General features: G+C 44.4%; 18 protein-coding genes. All 18 read left to right on the forward strand.

Annotated features, from left to right (window positions below; all coding sequences use genetic code 11):
• Position 1: 1 nt before the first annotated feature.
• Complete coding sequence (gene wzxC, locus ACOTZF_RS07800; RefSeq protein WP_045294482.1) at positions 2-1,480, forward strand: colanic acid undecaprenyl disphosphate flippase WzxC; 1,479 nt, start codon at positions 2-4, stop codon at positions 1,478-1,480.
• Positions 1,481-1,497: 17 nt separating this feature from the next.
• Positions 1,498-2,778, forward strand: coding sequence for a colanic acid biosynthesis pyruvyl transferase WcaK (wcaK, locus tag ACOTZF_RS07805; protein WP_058683803.1), 1,281 nt, complete (start codon positions 1,498-1,500; stop codon positions 2,776-2,778).
• On the forward strand, positions 2,775-3,995 hold the full coding sequence (wcaL, locus tag ACOTZF_RS07810) for a colanic acid biosynthesis glycosyltransferase WcaL (protein WP_020690194.1): 1,221 nt from the start codon (positions 2,775-2,777) through the stop codon (positions 3,993-3,995). Before wcaK ends, wcaL begins: the two co-directional genes overlap by 4 nt.
• Before the next feature lie 12 nt (positions 3,996-4,007).
• Positions 4,008-5,399 carry a colanic acid biosynthesis protein WcaM gene (wcaM, locus tag ACOTZF_RS07815; RefSeq protein ID WP_048971164.1) on the forward strand — a complete coding sequence of 464 codons (1,392 nt, stop codon included), beginning with the start codon at positions 4,008-4,010 and terminating at the stop codon, positions 5,397-5,399.
• A 175-nt stretch (positions 5,400-5,574) separates the two neighbouring features.
• Positions 5,575-6,471, forward strand: coding sequence for a GalU regulator GalF (gene galF / locus ACOTZF_RS07820; protein ID WP_013097865.1), 897 nt, complete (start codon positions 5,575-5,577; stop codon positions 6,469-6,471).
• Positions 6,472-6,845: 374 nt separating this feature from the next.
• A complete protein-coding gene (gene pseB, locus ACOTZF_RS07825) occupies positions 6,846-7,844 on the forward strand; it encodes a UDP-N-acetylglucosamine 4,6-dehydratase (inverting) (protein ID WP_013097864.1) in 999 nt (332 codons plus the stop codon).
• Positions 7,844-8,995 carry a UDP-4-amino-4,6-dideoxy-N-acetyl-beta-L-altrosamine transaminase gene (gene pseC, locus ACOTZF_RS07830; protein WP_129318047.1) on the forward strand — a complete coding sequence of 384 codons (1,152 nt, stop codon included), beginning with the start codon at positions 7,844-7,846 and terminating at the stop codon, positions 8,993-8,995. The genes pseB and pseC overlap by 1 nt, the downstream gene beginning before the upstream one ends.
• Positions 8,996-9,700: a pseudaminic acid cytidylyltransferase gene (gene pseF / locus ACOTZF_RS07835; protein WP_062934694.1), complete on the forward strand. Its 705-nt coding sequence runs from the start codon at positions 8,996-8,998 to the stop codon at positions 9,698-9,700.
• Positions 9,684-10,772 carry a UDP-2,4-diacetamido-2,4,6-trideoxy-beta-L-altropyranose hydrolase gene (gene pseG, locus ACOTZF_RS07840; RefSeq protein ID WP_062934695.1) on the forward strand — a complete coding sequence of 363 codons (1,089 nt, stop codon included), beginning with the start codon at positions 9,684-9,686 and terminating at the stop codon, positions 10,770-10,772. Before pseF ends, pseG begins: the two co-directional genes overlap by 17 nt.
• A gap of 21 nt (positions 10,773-10,793) precedes the next feature.
• The gene (gene pseH, locus ACOTZF_RS07845) at positions 10,794-11,381 is read left to right on the forward strand and encodes a UDP-4-amino-4,6-dideoxy-N-acetyl-beta-L-altrosamine N-acetyltransferase (protein ID WP_062934696.1); all 588 of its coding nucleotides are present in this window, start codon (positions 10,794-10,796) and stop codon (positions 11,379-11,381) included.
• 33 nt (positions 11,382-11,414) lie between these two features.
• Entirely contained in the window at positions 11,415-12,464 is a 1,050-nt protein-coding gene (gene pseI / locus ACOTZF_RS07850; RefSeq protein ID WP_062934697.1) for a pseudaminic acid synthase, read from the forward strand.
• Between the two features lie 10 nt (positions 12,465-12,474).
• Positions 12,475-13,698 carry a lipopolysaccharide biosynthesis protein gene (locus tag ACOTZF_RS07855; protein ID WP_129252232.1) on the forward strand — a complete coding sequence of 408 codons (1,224 nt, stop codon included), beginning with the start codon at positions 12,475-12,477 and terminating at the stop codon, positions 13,696-13,698.
• A complete protein-coding gene (locus ACOTZF_RS07860; RefSeq protein ID WP_129252234.1) occupies positions 13,699-14,667 on the forward strand; it encodes a polysialyltransferase family glycosyltransferase in 969 nt (322 codons plus the stop codon).
• Positions 14,668-14,853: 186 nt separating this feature from the next.
• Positions 14,854-16,023 (forward strand): DUF6418 domain-containing protein, encoded by a 1,170-nt coding sequence (locus ACOTZF_RS07865; RefSeq protein WP_421636069.1) that lies wholly within the window; start codon positions 14,854-14,856, stop codon positions 16,021-16,023.
• Positions 16,008-16,991, forward strand: a complete 984-nt coding sequence (locus tag ACOTZF_RS07870) for a glycosyltransferase family 2 protein (RefSeq protein ID WP_062934700.1) — start codon at positions 16,008-16,010, stop codon at positions 16,989-16,991. Before ACOTZF_RS07865 ends, ACOTZF_RS07870 begins: the two co-directional genes overlap by 16 nt.
• Positions 16,991-17,761 (forward strand): DUF4422 domain-containing protein, encoded by a 771-nt coding sequence (locus ACOTZF_RS07875; RefSeq protein WP_062934701.1) that lies wholly within the window; start codon positions 16,991-16,993, stop codon positions 17,759-17,761. Before ACOTZF_RS07870 ends, ACOTZF_RS07875 begins: the two co-directional genes overlap by 1 nt.
• Positions 17,758-18,903 carry a UDP-galactopyranose mutase gene (gene glf / locus ACOTZF_RS07880; protein ID WP_038979586.1) on the forward strand — a complete coding sequence of 382 codons (1,146 nt, stop codon included), beginning with the start codon at positions 17,758-17,760 and terminating at the stop codon, positions 18,901-18,903. The genes ACOTZF_RS07875 and glf overlap by 4 nt, the downstream gene beginning before the upstream one ends.
• 14 nt (positions 18,904-18,917) lie before the next feature.
• A complete protein-coding gene (locus ACOTZF_RS07885; protein ID WP_038979588.1) occupies positions 18,918-20,354 on the forward strand; it encodes an undecaprenyl-phosphate galactose phosphotransferase in 1,437 nt (478 codons plus the stop codon).
• Positions 20,355-20,360 lie beyond the last annotated feature (6 nt).

A 20,360-nucleotide genomic window follows, 5' to 3' on the forward strand; every position in this document is an offset into this window, starting at 1 on the left:
GATGAGCTTACGTGAAAAAACCATCAGCGGCGCCAAGTGGTCAGCGATGGCGACTATCGTCATCATTGGCCTGGGGCTGGTGCAGATGACCGTGCTGGCGCGCATTATCGATAATCATCAGTTCGGTCTGCTGACCGTCTCGCTGGTGATTATCGCGCTGGCCGACACGCTGTCTGACTTTGGTATCGCCAACTCGATTATCCAGCGCAAAGAGATTAGCCAGCTGGAGCTGACCACGCTCTACTGGCTGAACGTAGGGCTGGGGATGTTTGTTTTTGTGCTGGTGTTCCTGCTGAGCGATGTGATCGCCAGCGTGCTGCACAACCCGGATCTGGCCCCGCTGATGCGCACGCTGTCGTTTGCCTTTGTGGTGATCCCGCACGGGCAGCAGTTCCGCGCGCTGATGCAAAAAGAGCTGGAGTTCAACAAGATCGGCATGATTGAAACCAGCGCCGTGCTGGCGGGCTTTACCTTCACGGTGGTGAGCGCCCATTTCTGGCCGCTGGCCATGACCGCCATTCTGGGGTATCTGGTGAACTCTACCGTGCGTACGCTGCTGTTCGGTTACTTTGGCCGCAAGATCTACCGCCCGGGGCTGCATTTCTCCCTGGCGTCCGTCTCCTCGAACCTGCGCTTTGGCGCCTGGCTGACGGCCGACAGCATCATCAACTACGTCAACACCAACCTTTCCACGCTGGTGCTGGCGCGCATTCTGGGGGCGAGCGTCGCGGGGGGTTATAACCTGGCCTACAACGTTGCGGTCGTCCCGCCGATGAAGCTCAACCCGATTATCACCCGCGTGTTGTTCCCGGCGTTCGCCAAAATTCAGGACGACACTGAAAAGCTGCGCGTCAACTTCTACAAGCTGCTCTCCGTGGTCGGCATTATTAACTTCCCGGTACTGCTGGGTCTGATGGTGGTGTCGAGCAACTTTGTGCCGCTGGTATTTGGCGAGAAGTGGAACAGCATCATCCCGATCCTGCAGTTGCTCTGCGTGGTGGGGCTGCTGCGCTCCGTGGGTAACCCGATTGGCTCCCTGCTGATGGCGAAAGCGCGCGTGGATATCAGCTTTAAATTCAACGTATTTAAAACCTTCCTGTTTATTCCGGCAATTATCGTCGGCGGACACATGGCGGGCGCCATTGGCGTCACGCTGGGCTTTCTGCTGGTGCAAATCATCAACACCGTGCTGAGCTACTTCATCATGATCAAGCCAGTGCTGGGCTCCAGCTACCGTCAGTACATCCTGAGCCTGTGGCTGCCGTTTTATCTCTCCTTGCCGACCCTGGTGGTGAGCTACGGTCTGGGCGTGCTCCTGAAGGGCCATTTGCCGCTGGCCGCGCTGCTGGCAGTGCAGGTTGCCGCGGGCGCGCTGGCGTTTGGGGTGATGATTGTGCTGTCACGCAATGCGCTGGTGGTGGAGATGAAGCGCCAGTTTTGCCGTAACGAAAAAATGAAAACGCTGCTTCGCGCAGGCTAGTTATTTAAGAGGCCATTATGAAATTATTAATTCTTGGCAACCATACCTGCGGCAACCGTGGCGACAGCGCCATCCTGCGCGGTTTACTGGATGCAATTAACACCCTTAAGCCTGAGACAGAAGTGGACGTGATGAGCCGTTACCCGGTCAGCTCATCCTGGTTACTGAACCGCCCGGTGATGGGCGACCCGCTCTACAGCCAGATGAAACAGCACAATAACGCTGCGGGCGTGATGGGCCGCGTGAAGAAAGTGTTGCGTCGCCGCTACCAGCATCAGGTGCTGCTTTCTCGCGTAACCGACACCGGCAAGCTGCGCAACATCGCCATTGCGCAGGGCTTTACCGATTTCGTGCGTCTGCTTTCAGGCTATGACGCCATCATTCAGGTGGGCGGTTCGTTCTTCGTCGATCTCTACGGCGTGCCGCAGTTTGAGCATGCCCTCTGTACCTTTATGGCGAAGAAGCCGCTGTTTATGATTGGTCACAGTGTCGGGCCATTCCAGGAACCTCAGTTCAACCAGCTGGCAAATTATGTGTTTGGCCACTGCGATGCCCTGATTTTACGTGAGTCAGTCAGCCTCGACATGATGAAGCGCAGCGAGATCGATACCTCGAAAGTCGAGCACGGGGTGGATACCGCGTGGCTGGTGGATCACCAGGACGACAGCTTCCAGCCGAGCTACGCGGTGCAGCACTGGCTGGACGTGGCGGCGAAACAGAAAACCGTCGCTATTACCCTGCGCGAGCTGGCACCTTTTGATAAGCGTTTAGGCACCACTCAGGCCGCCTACGAGAAGGCCTTTGCCGAGGTCGTTAACCGCGTGCTGGACAGCGGTTATCAGGTGCTGGCGCTCTCCACCTGTACCGGTATCGATAGTTACAACAAGGATGATCGCATGGTGGCGCTTAACCTGCGCCATCTGGTGAACGATCCGTCCCGGTATCACGTGGTGATGGACGAACTGAACGATCTGGAGATGGGCAAACTGCTCTCAGCCTGTGACCTGACCGTGGGTACCCGTCTGCACTCTGCCATCATCTCGATGAACTTTGGCACGCCGGCCATTGCCATCAACTATGAGCACAAATCTGCCGGAATTATGCAGCAGCTGGGGATGCCGGAAATGGCCGTGGATATCCGTCATCTGCTGGATGGCTCGCTCGGCGCAATGGTGGGCGACACCCTTGGGCAACTGCCCGCCGTGAATGAGCGCCTGACCGTGGCGGTGAAAGCCGAGCGCGAAAAGGGAATGGGGATGGTGAAGTCGGTGCTTGACCGCGTGCGGGAGGGGAAATGAAGGTTGGTTTCTTCTTACTGAAATTTCCACTGTCGTCTGAAACCTTTGTACTCAATCAAATCACCGCGTTTATCGATATGGGATATGACGTGGAAATTATCGCCCTGCAAAAGGGCGATACGCAAAACACCCATGCGGCGTATACCCAGTATGGGCTGGAGGCGAAAACCCGCTGGCTGCAGGATGAGCCATCCGGAAAAGTGAACAAGCTGCGCTACCGTGCCAGCCAGACTTTACGCGGGCTCCATCGCGCGTCGACCTGGCGAGCGCTGAACATCTCCCGCTATGGCGCGGAGTCGCGCAATTTGATCCTGTCGGCCATCTGTGGGCAAACGGCGCAGCCGTACCGCGCTGATGTCTTTATCGCCCACTTTGGCCCGGCAGGGGTGACCGCAGCCAAACTGCGCGAGCTGGGGGTGATTGACGGGAAGATCGCCACGATCTTCCACGGCATTGATATCTCCAGCCGTGAAGTGCTGAACCACTACACGCCGGAGTATCAGCAGCTGTTCCAGCGCGGCGACATGATGCTGCCCATCAGCGACCTGTGGGCCGGACGCCTCAAAAAGATGGGCTGCCCGGGCGAGAAAATCACCGTCTCGCGGATGGGTGTGGATTTGGCGCGTTTTACCCGCCGTCCGGTCAAGGTGCCGGGTAAACCGCTGCAGATTATCTCTGTTGCCCGACTGACCGAGAAAAAAGGGCTGCATGTGGCGATAGAAGCCTGCCGCCAGCTAAAGGCGCGCGGGGTGGATTTCCGTTATCGCATTCTCGGTATCGGCCCGTGGGAGCGTCGTCTGCGCACGCTTATTGAACAGTATGAGCTGGAAACGCACGTGGAGATGCCGGGCTTTAAGCCGAGCCACGAGGTGAAGGCCATGCTCGATGAAGCCGACGTGTTTCTGCTGCCGTCCGTTACGGGTGCCGATGGCGACATGGAAGGCATACCGGTGGCGCTGATGGAGGCGATGGCGGTGGGGATCCCGGTGGTATCGACCCTGCACAGCGGGATCCCGGAGCTGATCAAGTCAGATCATTCCGGCTGGCTGGTCCCCGAAAATAACGCCATGGCCCTGGCCGATCGGCTGGCCGCGTTTAGCGATATCGACCAGCAGGCGCTGGAGCCCGTGCTGCACAATGCCCGACAAAAAGTCGAGGCAGATTTTAACCAGCAGGTGATCAATCGCCAGTTAGCGAGCCTGCTGCAAACGTTGTAACGCCGAGGTTGTATGCTGAAAAAGATTACCCGACGCAGCTTTGTCTCTTCTCTGTCCGTCCTGGCGGCAATGCCGCTGCTGTCGCCCCGCGTTGCGCGGGCGGCAACCGGCAAGACGGTCTCTGTAAATCAGTACAATAACAACGACTGGATCGCCGCCTTTAAGCAGGCGTTTAACGAAGGCGACACCGTCGTAGTGCCTGCAGGGCTCACCTGCAAAAACATCAACACGGGCATTTTCATTCCTGACGGCAAAACGCTGCTGATTCGCGGGGCGTTAACCGGGAATGGCCGGGGGCGCTTTGTCCTGCAGGAGGGCAGCAAAGTCATCGGTGAGGGCGAAGGCCGTACCGAAAATATTACCCTTGACGTTCGTGGCTCTGACTGTGTCATCAAAGGGCTGGCGATGAGCGGATTTGGCCCGGTAACGCAAATCTACATTGGCGGCAAAAAGCCCAGCGTGATGCGTAATCTGGTTATTGATAACATCCGCGTGAGCCAGGCCAATTACGCCATCCTGCGCCAGGGGTTTCACAACCAGGTGGATGGCGCCCGCATCACCAACAGCAAATTCAGCCACCTGCAGGGCGATGCGATCGAGTGGAATGTGGCCATCAATGACCGCAATATTCTGATCTCCGACCATGTGATCGACAACATCAACTGCACCAACGGTAAGATTAACTGGGGGATTGGTATTGGCCTTGCGGGCAGTACCTACGACAACGACTACCCGGAAAAACAGACCGTGAAGAACTTTGTGGTTGCCAATATCACCGGCAGCAACTGCCGCCAGCTGGTGCACGTTGAGAACGGTAAACACTTTATTATCCGCAATATTAAAGCCAAAAATATTACGCCTGATTTCAGTAAAAAGGCGGGAATAGACAATGCCACGGTAGCAATTTATGGCTGTGATAATTTCGTTATTGATAATGTCGATATGGTCAATAGTGCCGGCATGTTAATCGGTTACGGCGTGATTAAAGGTGACTACCTGTCGATTCCGCAGAACTTCAAGCTTAACGATATTCGTCTGGATAATAGCCAGCTTGCCTATAAGCTGCGCGGCATACAAATTTCATCCGGTAATGCGACCTCGTTTGTGGCCATCACCAACGTCGAGATGCAGCGCGCGACGCTTGAACTGCATAACAAACCTCAGCACCTTTTCTTACGCAATATCAATGTGATGCAGGAAGCAGCAATCGGACCCGCGCTGAAGCTGAACTTCGACCTGCGTAAGGATGTGCGGGGTAAGTTTATGGCGAAAGACGAGACGTTGCTGTCACTGGCAAACATCAAAGCAGTGAATGAGAAAGGGCAGAGCTCGGTGGATATTGACCGGGTAGATCAGCATGTGGTGAATACGGAACGGCTGAATTTTGCGCTGCCGCACAGATAATCGTCAGTGGCCTTTTTGCGACTATTCCTGGCACGGAATCGCATTCTATTCAGATTACAACTACTGTAATTTGTGGTGCTAAGGCGTAATATCATTACAGGATTACGGCAAATCATACTGGCGAAAACAGGTTTAAGAGCTATAATTCGTCAACCATTTTAAGGTGGAAGAAATAATGATTAATTTGAAAGCAGTCATTCCGGTAGCCGGACTGGGCATGCATATGCTGCCAGCCACAAAAGCCATTCCTAAAGAGATGCTACCGATCGTCGACAAGCCGATGATTCAATACATCGTCGACGAGATTGTTGCTGCAGGGATCAAAGAAATCGTTCTGGTTACGCACTCGTCCAAGAATGCGGTTGAAAACCACTTCGACACCTCTTACGAACTCGAAGCGCTGCTGGAGCAGCGTGTTAAACGCCAACTGCTGGCGGAAGTGCAGTCCATTTGTCCTCCTGGCGTGACCATCATGAACGTGCGTCAGGCGCAGCCGCTGGGCCTGGGCCACTCCATCCTGTGTGCTCGCCCTGTCGTGGGCGACAACCCGTTTATCGTGGTCCTGCCGGATATCATCATCGATACCGCTTCTGCGGATCCGCTGCGCTACAACCTGGCGGCGATGGTGGCGCGTTTCAATGAAACAGGCCGCAGCCAGGTGCTGGCGAAACGCATGAAAGGCGATCTGTCCGAGTACTCTGTTATCCAGACTAAAGAAGCGCTGGAGACAGAAGGGCAGGTGAGCCGCATCGTTGAGTTCATCGAAAAACCGGATCAGCCGCAGACGCTGGATTCTGACCTGATGGCGGTTGGCCGTTATGTCCTGAACGCAGATATCTGGGCCGAGCTGGAAAAAACCGAGCCAGGCGCCTGGGATCGTATCCAGTTGACCGATGCGATTGCCGAGCTGGCGAAGAAGCAGTCTGTTGACGCGATGCTGATGACCGGTGAGAGCTACGACTGCGGTAAGAAGTTGGGCTACATGCAGGCGTTTGTGAACTATGGGCTGCGTAACCTGAAGGAAGGGGCGAAGTTCAGAAGCCGGATTGAGAAGTTGTTAGCTAACGACTGATTTTATCTTACTTGATTTGCACAAGCGGCAGTCATCATTTGGGTATGTTGAAACATAACCAAAATGGTAGCTGCCGTTTTTTGTTATTAATTCTAATGATAACATGGATTTATCTGATTTAAATCTGGTCAGATTTGTAACGATTTGTGCTTGTTTCTGAGGTCATTTAGGACGACAATTAACGGCAGTTTTTGCAGTTGTCCAGCGCCAGTAGAGTTCGGTGTCGGACTTCAACAAATGGAACATTTCACCCTCGTTCAGTGCACTGGTAGCTGTTAAGCCAGGGGCGGTAGCGTGGGTAAAACCCATGCAGGGCTGGGTTACAATCTCTTCAATTGTAGCATTCAATAAGTTGATATTTTCTGGTGAAAAACATGTTTGATAATAAAACGATTCTGGTAACTGGCGGCACAGGTTCATTTGGCAATAAGTTCGTTCGCATGACGCTTGAAAAATATAATCCTAAAAAAATTATCATTTATTCGCGTGATGAAATGAAACAGTGGGAAATGGCAAAGCATTTCAAAGATGAAAGTCGCATCCGCTTTTTCATCGGTGATGTGCGTGATAAAGATCGTTTGTACCGCGCGTTAGATGGGGTTGATTTCGTGGTGCATGCAGCAGCAACAAAAATCGTTCCTACCGCAGAATACAACCCGTTTGAGTGTGTAAAAACCAACATCAACGGTGCGATGAATGTTATTGATGCATGTATTGATAAAGGTATCGAGCGTGTCGTTGCACTGTCTACTGACAAAGCAAGTAGCCCAGCAAACCTGTATGGTGCAACTAAACTGGCATCCGATAAATTGTTTGTGGCAGGTAATTCCTACTCCGGTGCTACCAAGACTCGCTTCGCCGTTGTGCGTTACGGGAACGTTATGGGATCCCGTGGTTCCGTAATTCCATTCTTCCTGTCTATCAAAGACAAGGGCGAACTGCCAATCACTGATGACCGCATGACCCGTTTCATGATTACCCTGGAACAGGGTGTGGAACTGGTTTGGCACGCCTTCAATGACATGGAAGGTGGCGAGATCTATGTTAAGAAAATCCCATCAATGAAAGTGACTGATGTTGCAACGGCTGTTGCTCCTGATGCAACTCAGAAAGTGATCGGTATTCGTCCGGGTGAAAAACTGCATGAACAAATGATCAGTGCAGAAGATGCGCATTACACCTATGAATATCCGGAACATTTCAAAATCCTTCCTGCAATCCATAACTGGTGCGATTCTCCTGAACGTATTAAAGATGGTAAACGTGTACCAGAAGGGTTCGTTTACGAAAGCGACAGCAATACCGAGTGGATGAGCATTGAAGAACTGCGTCAATGGATTGATGATAACCGTGAAAAAGTAGGCAATATCTAATGAAATTTATCCCCTACGGACGGCAGGATATCTCAGAAGAAGATATCAGTGCAGTGGTGGACGTACTGAAGTCTGATTTCTTGACTCAGGGGCCATGTGTTCCACAGTTCGAGCAGGCCATTGCTGACTATGTTGGCGTTAAACATGCTGTAGCGGTTAATAGCGCAACGTCTGCACTTCATATTGCATGCTTAGCACTGGGGTTGAAAAAAGGCGACTGGCTTTGGACTTCGCCTAATACCTTTGTGGCTTCGGCAAACTGTGCGCTTTATTGTGATGCCAATGTAAGCTTTGTTGATATTGATCCGCAAACTTACAACATGAGTGTTTCTGCTCTGGAAGCTAAACTCATTGCGGCTAAAGCAGAAGGCAAATTGCCTAAAATCGTGGTGCCAGTAGCGTTCGCGGGTCAATCATGTGATATGGAAGCGATCCATAAACTGTCTAAAGAGTATGGGTTCGCCATTATCGAAGATGCGTCGCATGCGATCGGTGGTAATTATCAGGGAGCTAAAATTGGCAACTCGCGTTTTGCCGACATTACCATTTTGAGCTTCCACCCGGTTAAGATCATCACAACTGCTGAAGGTGGTATGGCGCTGACAAACAACGATGCGCTGGCCGAGAGTATGCAACTTTTCCGCAGCCACGGGATTACCCGCGACAACGAGAAAATGACCAAACTATCGGAAGGTGGTTGGTACTATCAGCAGGTAGATCTCGGATTAAACTATCGCATGACCGAACTACAGGCTGCACTGGGTGTGAGTCAGTTAAAACGTATTGACGGTTTTGTGGCTCGACGTCATGAACTGGTAAAACGTTATCACGCGGCTTTTGACGGTGTTCCTGTTTCAATACCGCAGCAGTCAGAGAGTGGATACAGTGCTTTGCATCTTTACCCACTGACGGTGAACGATCCGGCGCAACGTAAACCACTGTTTGATTATCTGCGTGATAAAGGCATTGGGGTTAACGTCCACTATATCCCCGTTCATACTCAGCCTTATTATGAGCAGTTAGGTCATAAATCTGGTGATTATCCCGTCGCTGAAGACTATTACTCTCGCGCGCTTAGTATCCCTATGTACTCAACGCTGACAGATGAAGAGCAAGACTACGTTATTCAGTGCATTAGGGAGTTTTTTTAAATGAATGTGGCAATCATTCCTGCGCGTGGTGGCAGTAAGCGTATTCCACGAAAAAACATTAAAGAATTTTGTGGGAAACCAATGATTGCCTGGTCCATTGAAGCCGCTCAAAAGAGCGGCGTCTTTGACCGAATCATTGTCTCAACAGATGATGCGGAGATAGCTGAAGTTGCGCGTCAATATGGTGCAGAAGTGCCATTTATGCGCCCGGAAGAACTCTCAAATGATTATGCAGGTACTATTCCTGTGATTCATCATGCCGCTGACTGGATCATCTCTCAGGGTAATAAGCCGAATTATGTTTGTTGTATATATGCAACCGCACCTTTTATACAACCCGAAGACCTAAAAAAAGGTTTAGAACTTATTAAGAAAAAAAATAGTGATTATTGCTTTTCTGTGGCGAGTTTTCCTTACCCCATCCAGCGCGCATTGAAAATCAGTGATGATAACGAAATCAGCATGTTTGATCCGGAACAGTTTAATGTCCGATCTCAGGACTTAGTTGAAGCATGGCATGATGCTGGTCAATTCTACTGGGGAAACATTGAAGCGTGGTTGATGGAGAAAGCTGTTTTCAAATCGCATGCAGTCCCACTAATCTTACCCCGAGAACGTGTGCAGGACATTGATACATTGGAAGACTGGCGTTTAGCAGAGTTAATGTTTGAGGTTAACAGAGTCAAAGATGAAAATCGCGTTTAGGGTCGATGCCTCTCTTTCCATTGGCTCAGGACATGTCGTTCGTTGCCTTACGCTCGCGGATGCTTTAAGGAAGAAAGGGGCACATTGTGTCTTCATCTCTAAAGCACATCATGGGAATCTAATAGAGCTAGTTAAATCACGATCGTTCGATGTGTTTGTTATTCCTGGAGAACCTAATTCCAGTGAAGAGTATATCCAAAATGAAAAATTTTGGCTGGGAGGAACGCAACGCGATGATGCATTGAAATCCATCGAACTGTGTAAGACTAACAACTATGCTCCGGATGTTTTGATAACGGACCATTATTCTTTGGATGATTCGTGGGAAAAAATTTTCCAATGCCATTTTCCTGAGGCGAAAATCATTGTAATTGATGATTTATGTAACAGGAAACATGAATGTTATCTTTTGATTGATTCAACTTTGGAGAGACAAAGTGCGGAATATAAACCTTTTGTTTCTTCAGAATGTATTTTATTAACGGGTACTGATTACGCATTGCTTAGAGAAGATTTTGCTCAGCTGCGTTCTCTGGCAGTTGAAAAACGCAAAAATACTTCTTCACCCCGGAAAGTATTAATTACTATGGGCGGTGTTGATATAAATAATGTTACTGGTGCGCTTCTTAAAAAGATATCTAATAGTATAGATACACAAATAGAACTGATTACGGTAGTCCTGGGCGCAAATTGCCCACATAAAGATGAAATTAAACGTATCGCTAAAGAATGTAAGTATGATGTTGAGGTATTAATAAATATTAATAACATGCCTCAGGTTATGCTTGAAAATGATATCGCAATTGGAGCGTTAGGCAGTACAACCTGGGAAAGAGCTGTTTTAGGTCTGCCTACAATCAACTTAGCAATTGCTGAAAACCAATTGGTTATAGTTGAAAAGCTCATGGACAAGGGCTTCATTGTATTCAGCAATACTGATTTTTCTGAAGAAGATTTGTCGTCTGCCTGGCGTAAATTGCATGGTGAATATCAAGATCTGGTAGACAGGTCTTTCGCGTTGTGCGACGGAGCCGGATTACAACGCGTAGTTACGTCTATATGTAAAATGTAGGTTAATATTTAAGGAAGAACTATGACTAATTCGAACGTTAAAAAATTAAATTTAGTTAATATTGTTCAGACTTCCAAAGATGTCCAGGAATCCGTTCGTCTTATCAGGAATGAAGATCAGGTAAGAAAATGGATGTATACCGATCACGTAATTTCGGCAGAAGAGCATGGCAACTGGCTCACCAGACTGAAGACAGATACTAGAAATATTGTTTTTGTTGTTATTGAAAACGAAGTGCCCGTAGGTGTAGTAAGCGTAAATGCCATTGATAATACTCACCAAAAAGCCGATTGGGCATACTACCTCACTGCAACTGCGCGGTCAGGCGTCGGCGCAGTGCTTGAATTCTTTGTTATTGATTATGTTTTCAATGAACTGAAACTCAGTAAACTGAATTGTGAAGTTATTGAGCACAATGATGCAGTCGTGCGATTACATGAGAAGTTTGGTTTTAAAAAAGAAGGTTTCAGAGAATCAAACATCTTAAAGAATGGCGAAAGGCTAGGCGTTCATTTTCTGGGGTTGACGAAAGAAGGATGGGAATCTATCCGTCAAGGTTTGAAAGATAAGTATTCGAAAATCTTCTCCCAATATGAAGTTGTTGTCTGAACGTTTTAATTATAATGTATTTTGAGGTAAAAAATGAATAGCATTTCTATTGACGGCCGCCAGATTGGGAAAGAATTTCCACCGTATATTATTGCAGAACTTTCTGCTAACCATAATGGTGATATTAACCGCGCATTCAAAATTATGGAAGAGGCTAAAGCTGCAGGTGCCGATGCGATAAAATTACAGACTTACCGCGCGGATACGATAACGATCGATTGTGATTCAGAAGACTTCCAGATCCATGGCGGTTTATGGGATGGACAAACGCTATTCAATTTATATAAAGGTGCCCAAATGCCATGGGAATGGCATAAACCCCTGTTTGAAAAGGCTAAGGAATTGGGGATAACCATTTTCAGTAGTCCTTTTGATTTTACCGCTGTCGATCTGCTTGAAGAACTGGGCGCTCCTGCGTATAAAATTGCCTCCTTTGAAGCTATTGATATACCGCTGATAAAGTATGTCGCCAAGACAGGCAAGCCGATGATCATTTCTACCGGTATGGCTGACGAACAAGAAATTCTTGAAGCGATAACCGCCGCACGAGAAGGGGGCTGTAAAGAGCTAGTCGTGCTGCAGTGTGTTAGCGGTTATCCAGCTCCCGCGGAAGAATATAATCTTGCAACGATACCCGATATGGCAGAGCGATTTAATGTTATTGCTGGCCTGTCCGATCATACTATAGATAACACGACTGCAGTAGCTTCAGTCGTACTCGGTGCATGTGTGATTGAAAAGCACGTCACGCTGGATCGTAACGGCGGGGGGCCAGATGATAGTTTTTCGTTAGAACCTGCTGAGTTGACAGCGTTGTGCCGCGATGCAAAAACAGCCTGGAAAGCACTGGGACGCGTTAACTACGAACGTAAAGAGAGTGAAAAAGGTAATGTTAAGTTCCGCCGTTCACTTTATGTTGTGAAGGATGTCAAGCAAGGTGAAAAACTGACGAGTGAAAACGTTAAGAGCATTCGTCCTGGATTTGGTCTTGCACCAAAACATTATGAAGAGGTCCTTGGTAAGACTGCAAGTCAAGATCTTAAAAAGGGGACCCCGCTTCATTTGAAATTTATTAAAAATTAGAATTATTTTTATGAGATCTATTTTTAATAAACTATTCCCCCTCTCTTTAAGAGGGGGAACATTAGCCAGTAAGTTTATTCTAATAATATTTATTAGCCGCTATTATAACTTGTCAAACTTAGGCGAATACGCCTTAGTTGTTGCAGGGGTAAGTTATGTTGGTTACTTATTGGGGTTCGATTTTTATACATATTCTTCACGGAAAATAATTGGTGCATCAGAGACAAAACAAGCTTCATATATAAAAAATCAGTTCTCTCTATATTTCTTGCATTATTCATTAATGGTTTTGTTTTTACTAGTGGCTATTATTATTTCGCCACCATGGATAAACTTGGCTATCATTTTTGTCGCACTAATTATCTTAGATCATTGCTCGCAAGAAGTAATGCGATTGTTGGTGATATATGAACATCCATTGAGCGCAAACGTTCAATTCTTTATACGTAACGGGCTTTGGGTATATATTTATATACTTTTTGTATTTATTAATGGTCATACTGATTTCGATTATATTTGGTTTTTTTGGATAGCAGCAGAGATCATAAGCCTACTATTTGCTGGGGTAATATTAAAAAAAATACCATTATCATTGATTTTTAGATCTGAAATAGATTGGAAATGGGTTATTTCAGGCATAAAGGTTTGCTTGCCATTACTAATTTCAACTTTATCCCTAAGAGGGATATTCACTGCAGATAGATATATCCTTGGATTATTCGATAGCAAAGAGGCAGTAGGGATATATTCCTATTTTTCCAGTTTTTCTTCATCAATAATGGCATTCGTTGATGCTGGTGTTGTTATGCTTTTCTATCCGAAATTAGTAAAATACGCTAAAGAAGGAAATAATGAAAAATTTATTAGTACAAAGAGAAAATTCCTGCGGTATTTGATTTTAACAAGTGTTATTATATCACTTATTCTAGTTTTTTGCGTTCCAGTGCTTTCTGAGTACTCAGGTAAAAAAGATTTTTTAAATTCATTACCTTTATTTTATGTTCTTATATCTGGTTCAGTGATTTATTGCATATCACTAGTATATCATTTTGAATTATATGCAAAAAATAACGATAAAGCTATTATTATATCTGGCGTGACTGCATTTTGCGTTTCAGTTTGTTTAATGTTTATTTTAGGTTATCTCTATTCATCGCTTGGAATAGCTGCAAGCCAACTTGTAGGCATAATAATACTATTCTTGGCCAAATCAAAATATTGCAGGTTAGGGTAAATGGCCAATTTAATAGTTATTTCTGGAGTGCTAAATGAAAGTCATTTGGTTTACGTTTCCTCGTATATCCATAAATTAAGATTGGAGCATAATGAAGATTTCAAAGTATGCTACGAAAATAATAAGCGATTCTTATCGAATAAAAAAATCGATCCAACTTTAATTGCAAAATGGTTAGGAAAGGTTGAACTTTTTGAACAGGGTGAAATTGTACGTGCCGGTCCTTACAAAAAAATTATTCATATATTCATAGGTTCAGTTGGTATTAAACCAGCTATATTGATGCGTTTACACAATATTACCTCATCTATTTCTAACGTTGTTATTGATGAAGGGATCGGTTCTGTAAATGACATTGATGCCATGGCAAAAGTTTACATGCGTGAACGGAGCCCTAACCTGATAAAAGCCTATCTATACGCATTAATATACACATTTGTTAAAAGAGGATTTCTTGCTAAGAATATATGGAAACTCTTTTATGGTCAAAAACCAAATAAAGATATTATTGATTTTATAAAAGAACACTGCGAGCCAAAAGAGATACCAACAACGAGTGGGTATTTGCTTTTGTTAACGCAACCATGGGTGAAGCTTGGTGTTCTGAATAAGCAAGAATATGAGGATTTTCTAAAGCAACTTATAAGGGGTTTAGATGGTTTAGGTATAAAACTTATAATCAAGGCACATCCTTCAGAAGATTTGTTTTTTTATAAAAATATAGGAGTTGAGATATTCGACACATTAACACCGGTTGAACTTTGTTTTGACTCCCGGAATTGCCGTGCTGTACTTGGTTTTAACAGCACATCACTTATTCTTCTAAATATAATATATCAAGTCCCAACATTCAGATTAAGCTTTGACAAACTTGATACTAAAGTCAGCTGCTCAGAGTTGCAAGAGTCACTATTTGATAAATATTCAAGTCCTCGCATGAGTTTAACCGAAATTTTAAATGTTCTGTGAGTGAGCGCCAATATGCCCATTTTTATTGTTTTTATTATTTCTTTTTCAATATGGTGCTTAAATATATTAGGTATTGAATCCTGGTTTTTGAATATAACATTCATGTTTTCATGGTTCTTAATCATTTTATTATATTTAAAAAATAAAAAAGAAGAGTCAGCCCTTAATATAATAATGATTTATAGTATGAGTGTCGGGATTGTATGTTGTGCTATTGTTGAAAGTGGAGCATATCTATCTGAAATTAGAATGTACGGCAAGTTAAGTGGAGCCACAGTTCGTGTTGGGTTTACGGCATTAACTTTCTTATTAAGTGCGATCATTTTTACTGTCATACTAAATAAAAAAATCCAGCCGATCTACACAATGGATCGAATCGTAAATAAAACATTAAATTCCGCGATTCAACTTATAATGATTGGATCATTTATAGGTCTTGCATTTCTTTATATAAAGTATGGAACTCCCAACTCAAATAGCATTGACCGTTTTGAATACTGGGATACTATTGCCCCATCTTGGGGGCGATACCTGCAATTTATGTTACTTCAGTTTTCATTTCTTTTAGGTATTAAATACACAGAAACAAAACACAAAAAGTATGTAATGTTACTTATCGCCTCTATATTTATGCAATTTATTGGTGGTGAAAAATTTACTGGTCCTTCGTTATCAATATTATTCTTTATGATACCGATAATGTATCATTCTAGGAATGATTTGGTCACATTGTTATTTAAGCCAAAGATTCTTGTTTTTGTGTTAATAGTCTTGATGATTTTTATTTTCTCAACATATCTGAGTTATTCCGCAATTTATGGTAATTCTTCCGATGGGATACGATATTTACTAGAAAGGATAGCATTACAAGCACAAGTTTGGTGGGCAATCGATTCTGTATCAGAACCGGTTAACCCAGATCTGAGTTTAATGTGGGTATTACACAATGCTTTTGGAGTGGAGAGTGATAACGGCATTTATGGTATGTATTATCTTATGCAACAAATCACGCCATCAGATGTATTTAGTAGGTTTTTAGAAAATGGTGTAAGATTTACAATGGGTGCTCCTGCAAATTATAATTTTTTCTTTGGAAACGCATTAGGTCCGATTGCGGCGATATTTTTCGGCTTTGTAGCCAGTTTTGGCGCATGGTTGATGAGAAATTCAATAATCATGAGAGACCTTTTCTTCGCTTTCATTGTAATTAAATATTATTATTTTATTATTCAAATTAGTATTATGTCCGATTGGTATTATTTCTTTACGGCTAAATTTATTGTTTTTACTCTATTCATAATTTTCTATTGTTGTGTAATTCAAAGGGTCAATTTCAAAAAATGGATAACCATATAAAATTTTCTATTATTGTTCCAGTTTACAATGTTGAGTTGTTTTTAGAAGATTGCCTCGATTCCTTAAAAAAAATAATGACAAATCAGTGTGAATGTATTTTGGTCAATGATGGTTCTACTGATAAATCAAGAGAAATAGCCGAGCAATTTTGTAGCATGAATGCTGGTTTTCATTGTCTGAATAAGGAAAATGGCGGGCTTTCTGATGCAAGAAATTATGGGCTGCAGCATGCGATTGGAGAATACATTATTTTTGTAGACTCCGATGATGTAGTCAGCCCAGTTTTAATTGAAGCAATTAATAAAGCTTTGGAGTGTACTAATACAGATGTCGTATATTTTAATTTTATAAAATTTTCTAATGACCTTTCTTTGAAAGGACTAGCTCAAAATGTTGAAGATATTTCAATAAAGTATTCTGATCGCAAAGATTTAGCTCGCATGCCTAATTTTGCGTGGGCACGAGTTGCTAAACGCAAAACTTATGATAACAATAAATTTCCAGTGGGTGTCATTTATGAAGATGTATATACATCTCCTTACATCACACAACATGCAGGCGTGGTTGCGTTTATTAAATCTCCTTTGTATGGCTATCGGAAAAGATCTGGTTCGATCACGACAATATCTGCTGAAAAACAATTCGAGTTGTTTGATGCTGTAGGTTTATTAAAAGAAAGGTATGAACGAAGAGAGATTGAATTTATCTTTTATTCTACTGCACTGGTTAACTTATCTCAGTCGTGTGTTGTAAGTTTAGTTCGTATTGACAACCCTTGTAAGCTTGTAAAATATAGAAGAGTAATAATTGAGGAATTTAATAAACTAACCTTTCGGGAAATCATAACAAGTTTATCTTGCTTTAAGTTTAAGATACTATCTATTGCATCAAAATATTCGATTGGTTTATATGTTATTGAAAAAATCCTGAGGCCAGTTGTTTTATTTTCTGATAAAAGGAATCACTGATGCCTCTTAAAATATATACAGTTAGTCACAAAGAATACACATTCCCTTTGCATGATGCATATAAGCCGTTGCAAGTTGGAACATCTAAAGATTCAATTGCTGAAAAATCATTGAGAGATTCTACAGGCGACAACATCGCCCATCTAAATTCATCATTCTGCGAACTCACCGCAGCCTATTGGATATGGAAGAACTCTCAGGAAGACATTGTCGGTCTCGCGCACTACCGTCGATATTTTGCATCATCAACTAGTAACCTGATGGTTAAGGGGAAGCGTATCGCCTCTCCTGAAGAGATGATGAACCTTCTGCAAAATGCTGATATTCTGGTTGCTAAACCACGTAATTATTATATTACGAGCATTAAAAGCCATTATATACATGCTCATCATGAATCGGATTACACTCAACTGCGAGATGAAATAGCGCGACAACAACCTGATTATCTCTCAGATTTTGATGATGTTATGGGGGGCACTAAGATCAGCCTGTACAATATGTTCGTCTGTAAAAAAGCATTGATAGATGAATATTTTGTCTGGCTCTTCCCACTATTGTTCGCGCTTGAACAAAAAATTGCTTATCAGAATTATGATGCGTACCAAAAACGCGTCTTTGGGTTTATGGCAGAAAGACTTTTCAATGTGTGGCTTCATCATCAGCGCAATCGACTGAGGATTAAATATATGCCGGTGGTCAATATTGATGGTGAGAACCTCCTTCTGAAGGGGATTGGATTATTAAAACGACATTTTTGGGGAACAAAATGACAGTCGCTATTGTTGGTGCAGGTATCTCTGGGGCCGTTATCGCCAGGCTGTTAGCTGAGCAAGGAATATCATCCGTTGTTTTTGATAAGCGCTCGCATATTGCAGGAAACTGCCATTCTGAACGTGATCCGCAGACTAATGTCATGCTGCACGTCTATGGTCCGCATATCTTCCACACAGATGATAAAGAAGTCTGGGACTTCGTAAATGCTTATTCTGAATTCATGCCTTACACAAACCGCGTAAAGGCTGTTTACAAGGGCAATGTCTATCTGCTGCCTGTTAACCTGCACACCATTAACCAGTTTTTCAATAAAACGCTACGTCCTGACGAAGCTCGGGCGTTTATTGAATCAAAAGCGGATAAATCAATTGTCGATCCGCAAAACTTTGAAGAACAAGCAATCAGCATGATTGGCCGTGAGCTCTACGAGGCGTTCTTCAAGGGATACACGCGCAAGCAATGGGGCGTTGAACCAACGGAATTGCCTGCCAGTATTTTGAAGCGTTTGCCGCTGCGCTTCAATTACAACGACAATTACTTTAATCATCAGTATCAGGGCATGCCTAAAGAAGGCTATACCGAGATGGTCGCAAAAATTCTCGACCATGAGCTGATTGAGGTCAGAACGGATACTGAGTTTTCTGCGGCAGAAAGCACTGCGTATGAACATGTGTTCTGGTCAGGAGCCCTGGATGGATACTTTAACTTCAGCGAAGGGCGGCTTGGCTATCGCACATTGGACTTTGAAAAATTCTCCGCGGAAGGCGACTATCAGGGTACAGCAGTGATCAACTATTGTGAAGAAGACGTACCTTATACTCGTATCACCGAGCATAAGCATTTTTCACCTTGGGAATCACACGAAAATACTACCTGCTATCGTGAGTTTAGCCGTTTTTGTACCGAAAACGATGTGCCTTATTACCCGATTCGTATGGTAAAAGAGAAAGAATTATTAAACCGCTATCTCGACAAGGCCATGGCACTCCGTAATACAACTTTTGTTGGCCGTCTGGGTACCTATCGCTATCTTGATATGGATGTCACTATCCGCGAAGCTATTGATGTGGCAAACAAATATCTCGAATGCCAAAAAAATCAGGAGCCGATGCCTGTATTTAATATAAATCCGCGATAAAATCAGGTGTGGTCATGGATACGGATAATTTTTTGAATAAATATAACCCGTTGCTATGCAAATTTTTTCTGGCGGCCTCGGATTTTATATTTTTTAACGTTTCACTCGCACTTTCAATTGGTTGTGTGTATTGGATTTTTAACGATCTCTATCGTTTTATCCCCGATAACCAACTTGAGATGCGTATCATTTCCCACATCATATTAAGTATAATTTGTGTGGGATGGTTCTGGGTTCGGTTGCGGCATTATTCCTATCGAAAACCATTTTGGTTTGAATTAAAGGAAATTATCCGTACTATCGTAATTTTTGCTGTTTTTGACCTGGCGCTTGTTGCCTTTTCTAAATGGCAGTTCTCACGATATGTGTGGGTTTTTTGCTGGACCTTTGCCTTAATCCTGCTTCCATTCTTTAGAGCCATGACGAAGCATCTTCTTAATCGTCTTGGTATCTGGAAGAAAAAAACCATCATCATGGGAAGCGGAAGCAATGCTGTTGAGGCTTACTTCGCGTTGCAGAGCGAAGAAATGCTCGGTTTCGATGTCGTGGCTTTCTATGATGAAGAATCTACGGAATCGATGCTCCAGGGACTGCCTGTTTTGCGTGACCCCGAAATTCTTTGGCAGATGAAGAAAACAGGGGATATTCATTTCATCGTCGCATTTGAAATGGAAAACAGCGATAAGACCCTAAACTGGTTGCGAGAACTGTCAAAGAAAGACTGTCGTTCTGTTACGGTGATACCTTCTTTACGAGGTTTACCGCTATATAATACCGATATGTCATTTATCTTCAGCCACGAAGTTATGCTTCTTCGAATCCATAATAATCTGGCGAAGAGGACTTCTCGTTTCCTGAAACGCACATTCGATATTGTTTGTTCGTCACTGATCATCCTGGTTGCGTCACCTTTGCTTATTTATCTCTGGTATAAAGTGACACGTGATGGTGGCCCGGCAATCTATGGACATATGCGCGTCGGGCGACATGGTAAGCTTTTCCCATGTTATAAATTCCGCTCTATGGTCCTGAATTCACAGGAGGTTTTGCAAAAGCTTCTTGATTCGGATCCGGCGGCTCGTGAAGAGTGGGATCGTGATTTCAAGTTAAAAAATGACCCCAGGATCACTTCGGTAGGTCGGTTTATTCGGAAAACTAGCCTTGATGAACTGCCTCAGTTATTCAACGTCCTTAAAGGGCAAATGAGTCTGGTTGGGCCGCGTCCTATTATTTCTGAAGAACTGTCTCGATATGATGATAATGTCGATTACTATCTGATGGCGAAACCTGGCATGACAGGTTTATGGCAGGTGAGTGGCCGTAATGATGTTGATTACGATACGCGCGTCTACTTTGACTCCTGGTATGTAAAAAACTGGTCGCTCTGGAATGATATCGCGATTCTGTTCAAAACTGTGAAGGTCGTTCTTCATCGTGATGGTGCATATTAATGCACC

This window comes from Enterobacter cloacae complex sp. SHL021 (assembly GCF_049237765.1).
Lineage (GTDB): Bacteria > Pseudomonadota > Gammaproteobacteria > Enterobacterales > Enterobacteriaceae > Enterobacter > Enterobacter cloacae.

Bases quoted from the DNA above. Each gene is read 5' to 3' on its own strand.
- ACOTZF_RS07865 (WP_421636069.1), top strand. From the start codon at position 14,854: ATGAGTGTCGGGATTGTATGTTGTGCTATTGTTGAAAGTGGAGCATAT.
- pseB (WP_013097864.1), top strand. From the start codon at position 6,846: ATGTTTGATAATAAAACGATTCTGGTAACTGGCGGCACAGGTTCATTT.
- ACOTZF_RS07885 (WP_038979588.1), top strand. From the start codon at position 18,918: ATGGATACGGATAATTTTTTGAATAAATATAACCCGTTGCTATGCAAA.
- pseC (WP_129318047.1), top strand. From the start codon at position 7,844: ATGAAATTTATCCCCTACGGACGGCAGGATATCTCAGAAGAAGATATC.
- pseI (WP_062934697.1), top strand. From the start codon at position 11,415: ATGAATAGCATTTCTATTGACGGCCGCCAGATTGGGAAAGAATTTCCA.
- galF (WP_013097865.1), top strand. From the start codon at position 5,575: ATGATTAATTTGAAAGCAGTCATTCCGGTAGCCGGACTGGGCATGCAT.
- ACOTZF_RS07875 (WP_062934701.1), top strand. From the start codon at position 16,991: ATGCCTCTTAAAATATATACAGTTAGTCACAAAGAATACACATTCCCT.
- wcaK (WP_058683803.1), top strand. From the start codon at position 1,498: ATGAAATTATTAATTCTTGGCAACCATACCTGCGGCAACCGTGGCGAC.
- ACOTZF_RS07860 (WP_129252234.1), top strand. From the start codon at position 13,699: ATGGCCAATTTAATAGTTATTTCTGGAGTGCTAAATGAAAGTCATTTG.
- wzxC (WP_045294482.1), top strand. From the start codon at position 2: ATGAGCTTACGTGAAAAAACCATCAGCGGCGCCAAGTGGTCAGCGATG.
- wcaL (WP_020690194.1), top strand. From the start codon at position 2,775: ATGAAGGTTGGTTTCTTCTTACTGAAATTTCCACTGTCGTCTGAAACC.
- wcaM (WP_048971164.1), top strand. From the start codon at position 4,008: ATGCTGAAAAAGATTACCCGACGCAGCTTTGTCTCTTCTCTGTCCGTC.
- ACOTZF_RS07855 (WP_129252232.1), top strand. From the start codon at position 12,475: ATGAGATCTATTTTTAATAAACTATTCCCCCTCTCTTTAAGAGGGGGA.
- ACOTZF_RS07870 (WP_062934700.1), top strand. From the start codon at position 16,008: ATGGATAACCATATAAAATTTTCTATTATTGTTCCAGTTTACAATGTT.
- pseF (WP_062934694.1), top strand. From the start codon at position 8,996: ATGAATGTGGCAATCATTCCTGCGCGTGGTGGCAGTAAGCGTATTCCA.
- glf (WP_038979586.1), top strand. From the start codon at position 17,758: ATGACAGTCGCTATTGTTGGTGCAGGTATCTCTGGGGCCGTTATCGCC.
- pseH (WP_062934696.1), top strand. From the start codon at position 10,794: ATGACTAATTCGAACGTTAAAAAATTAAATTTAGTTAATATTGTTCAG.
- pseG (WP_062934695.1), top strand. From the start codon at position 9,684: ATGAAAATCGCGTTTAGGGTCGATGCCTCTCTTTCCATTGGCTCAGGA.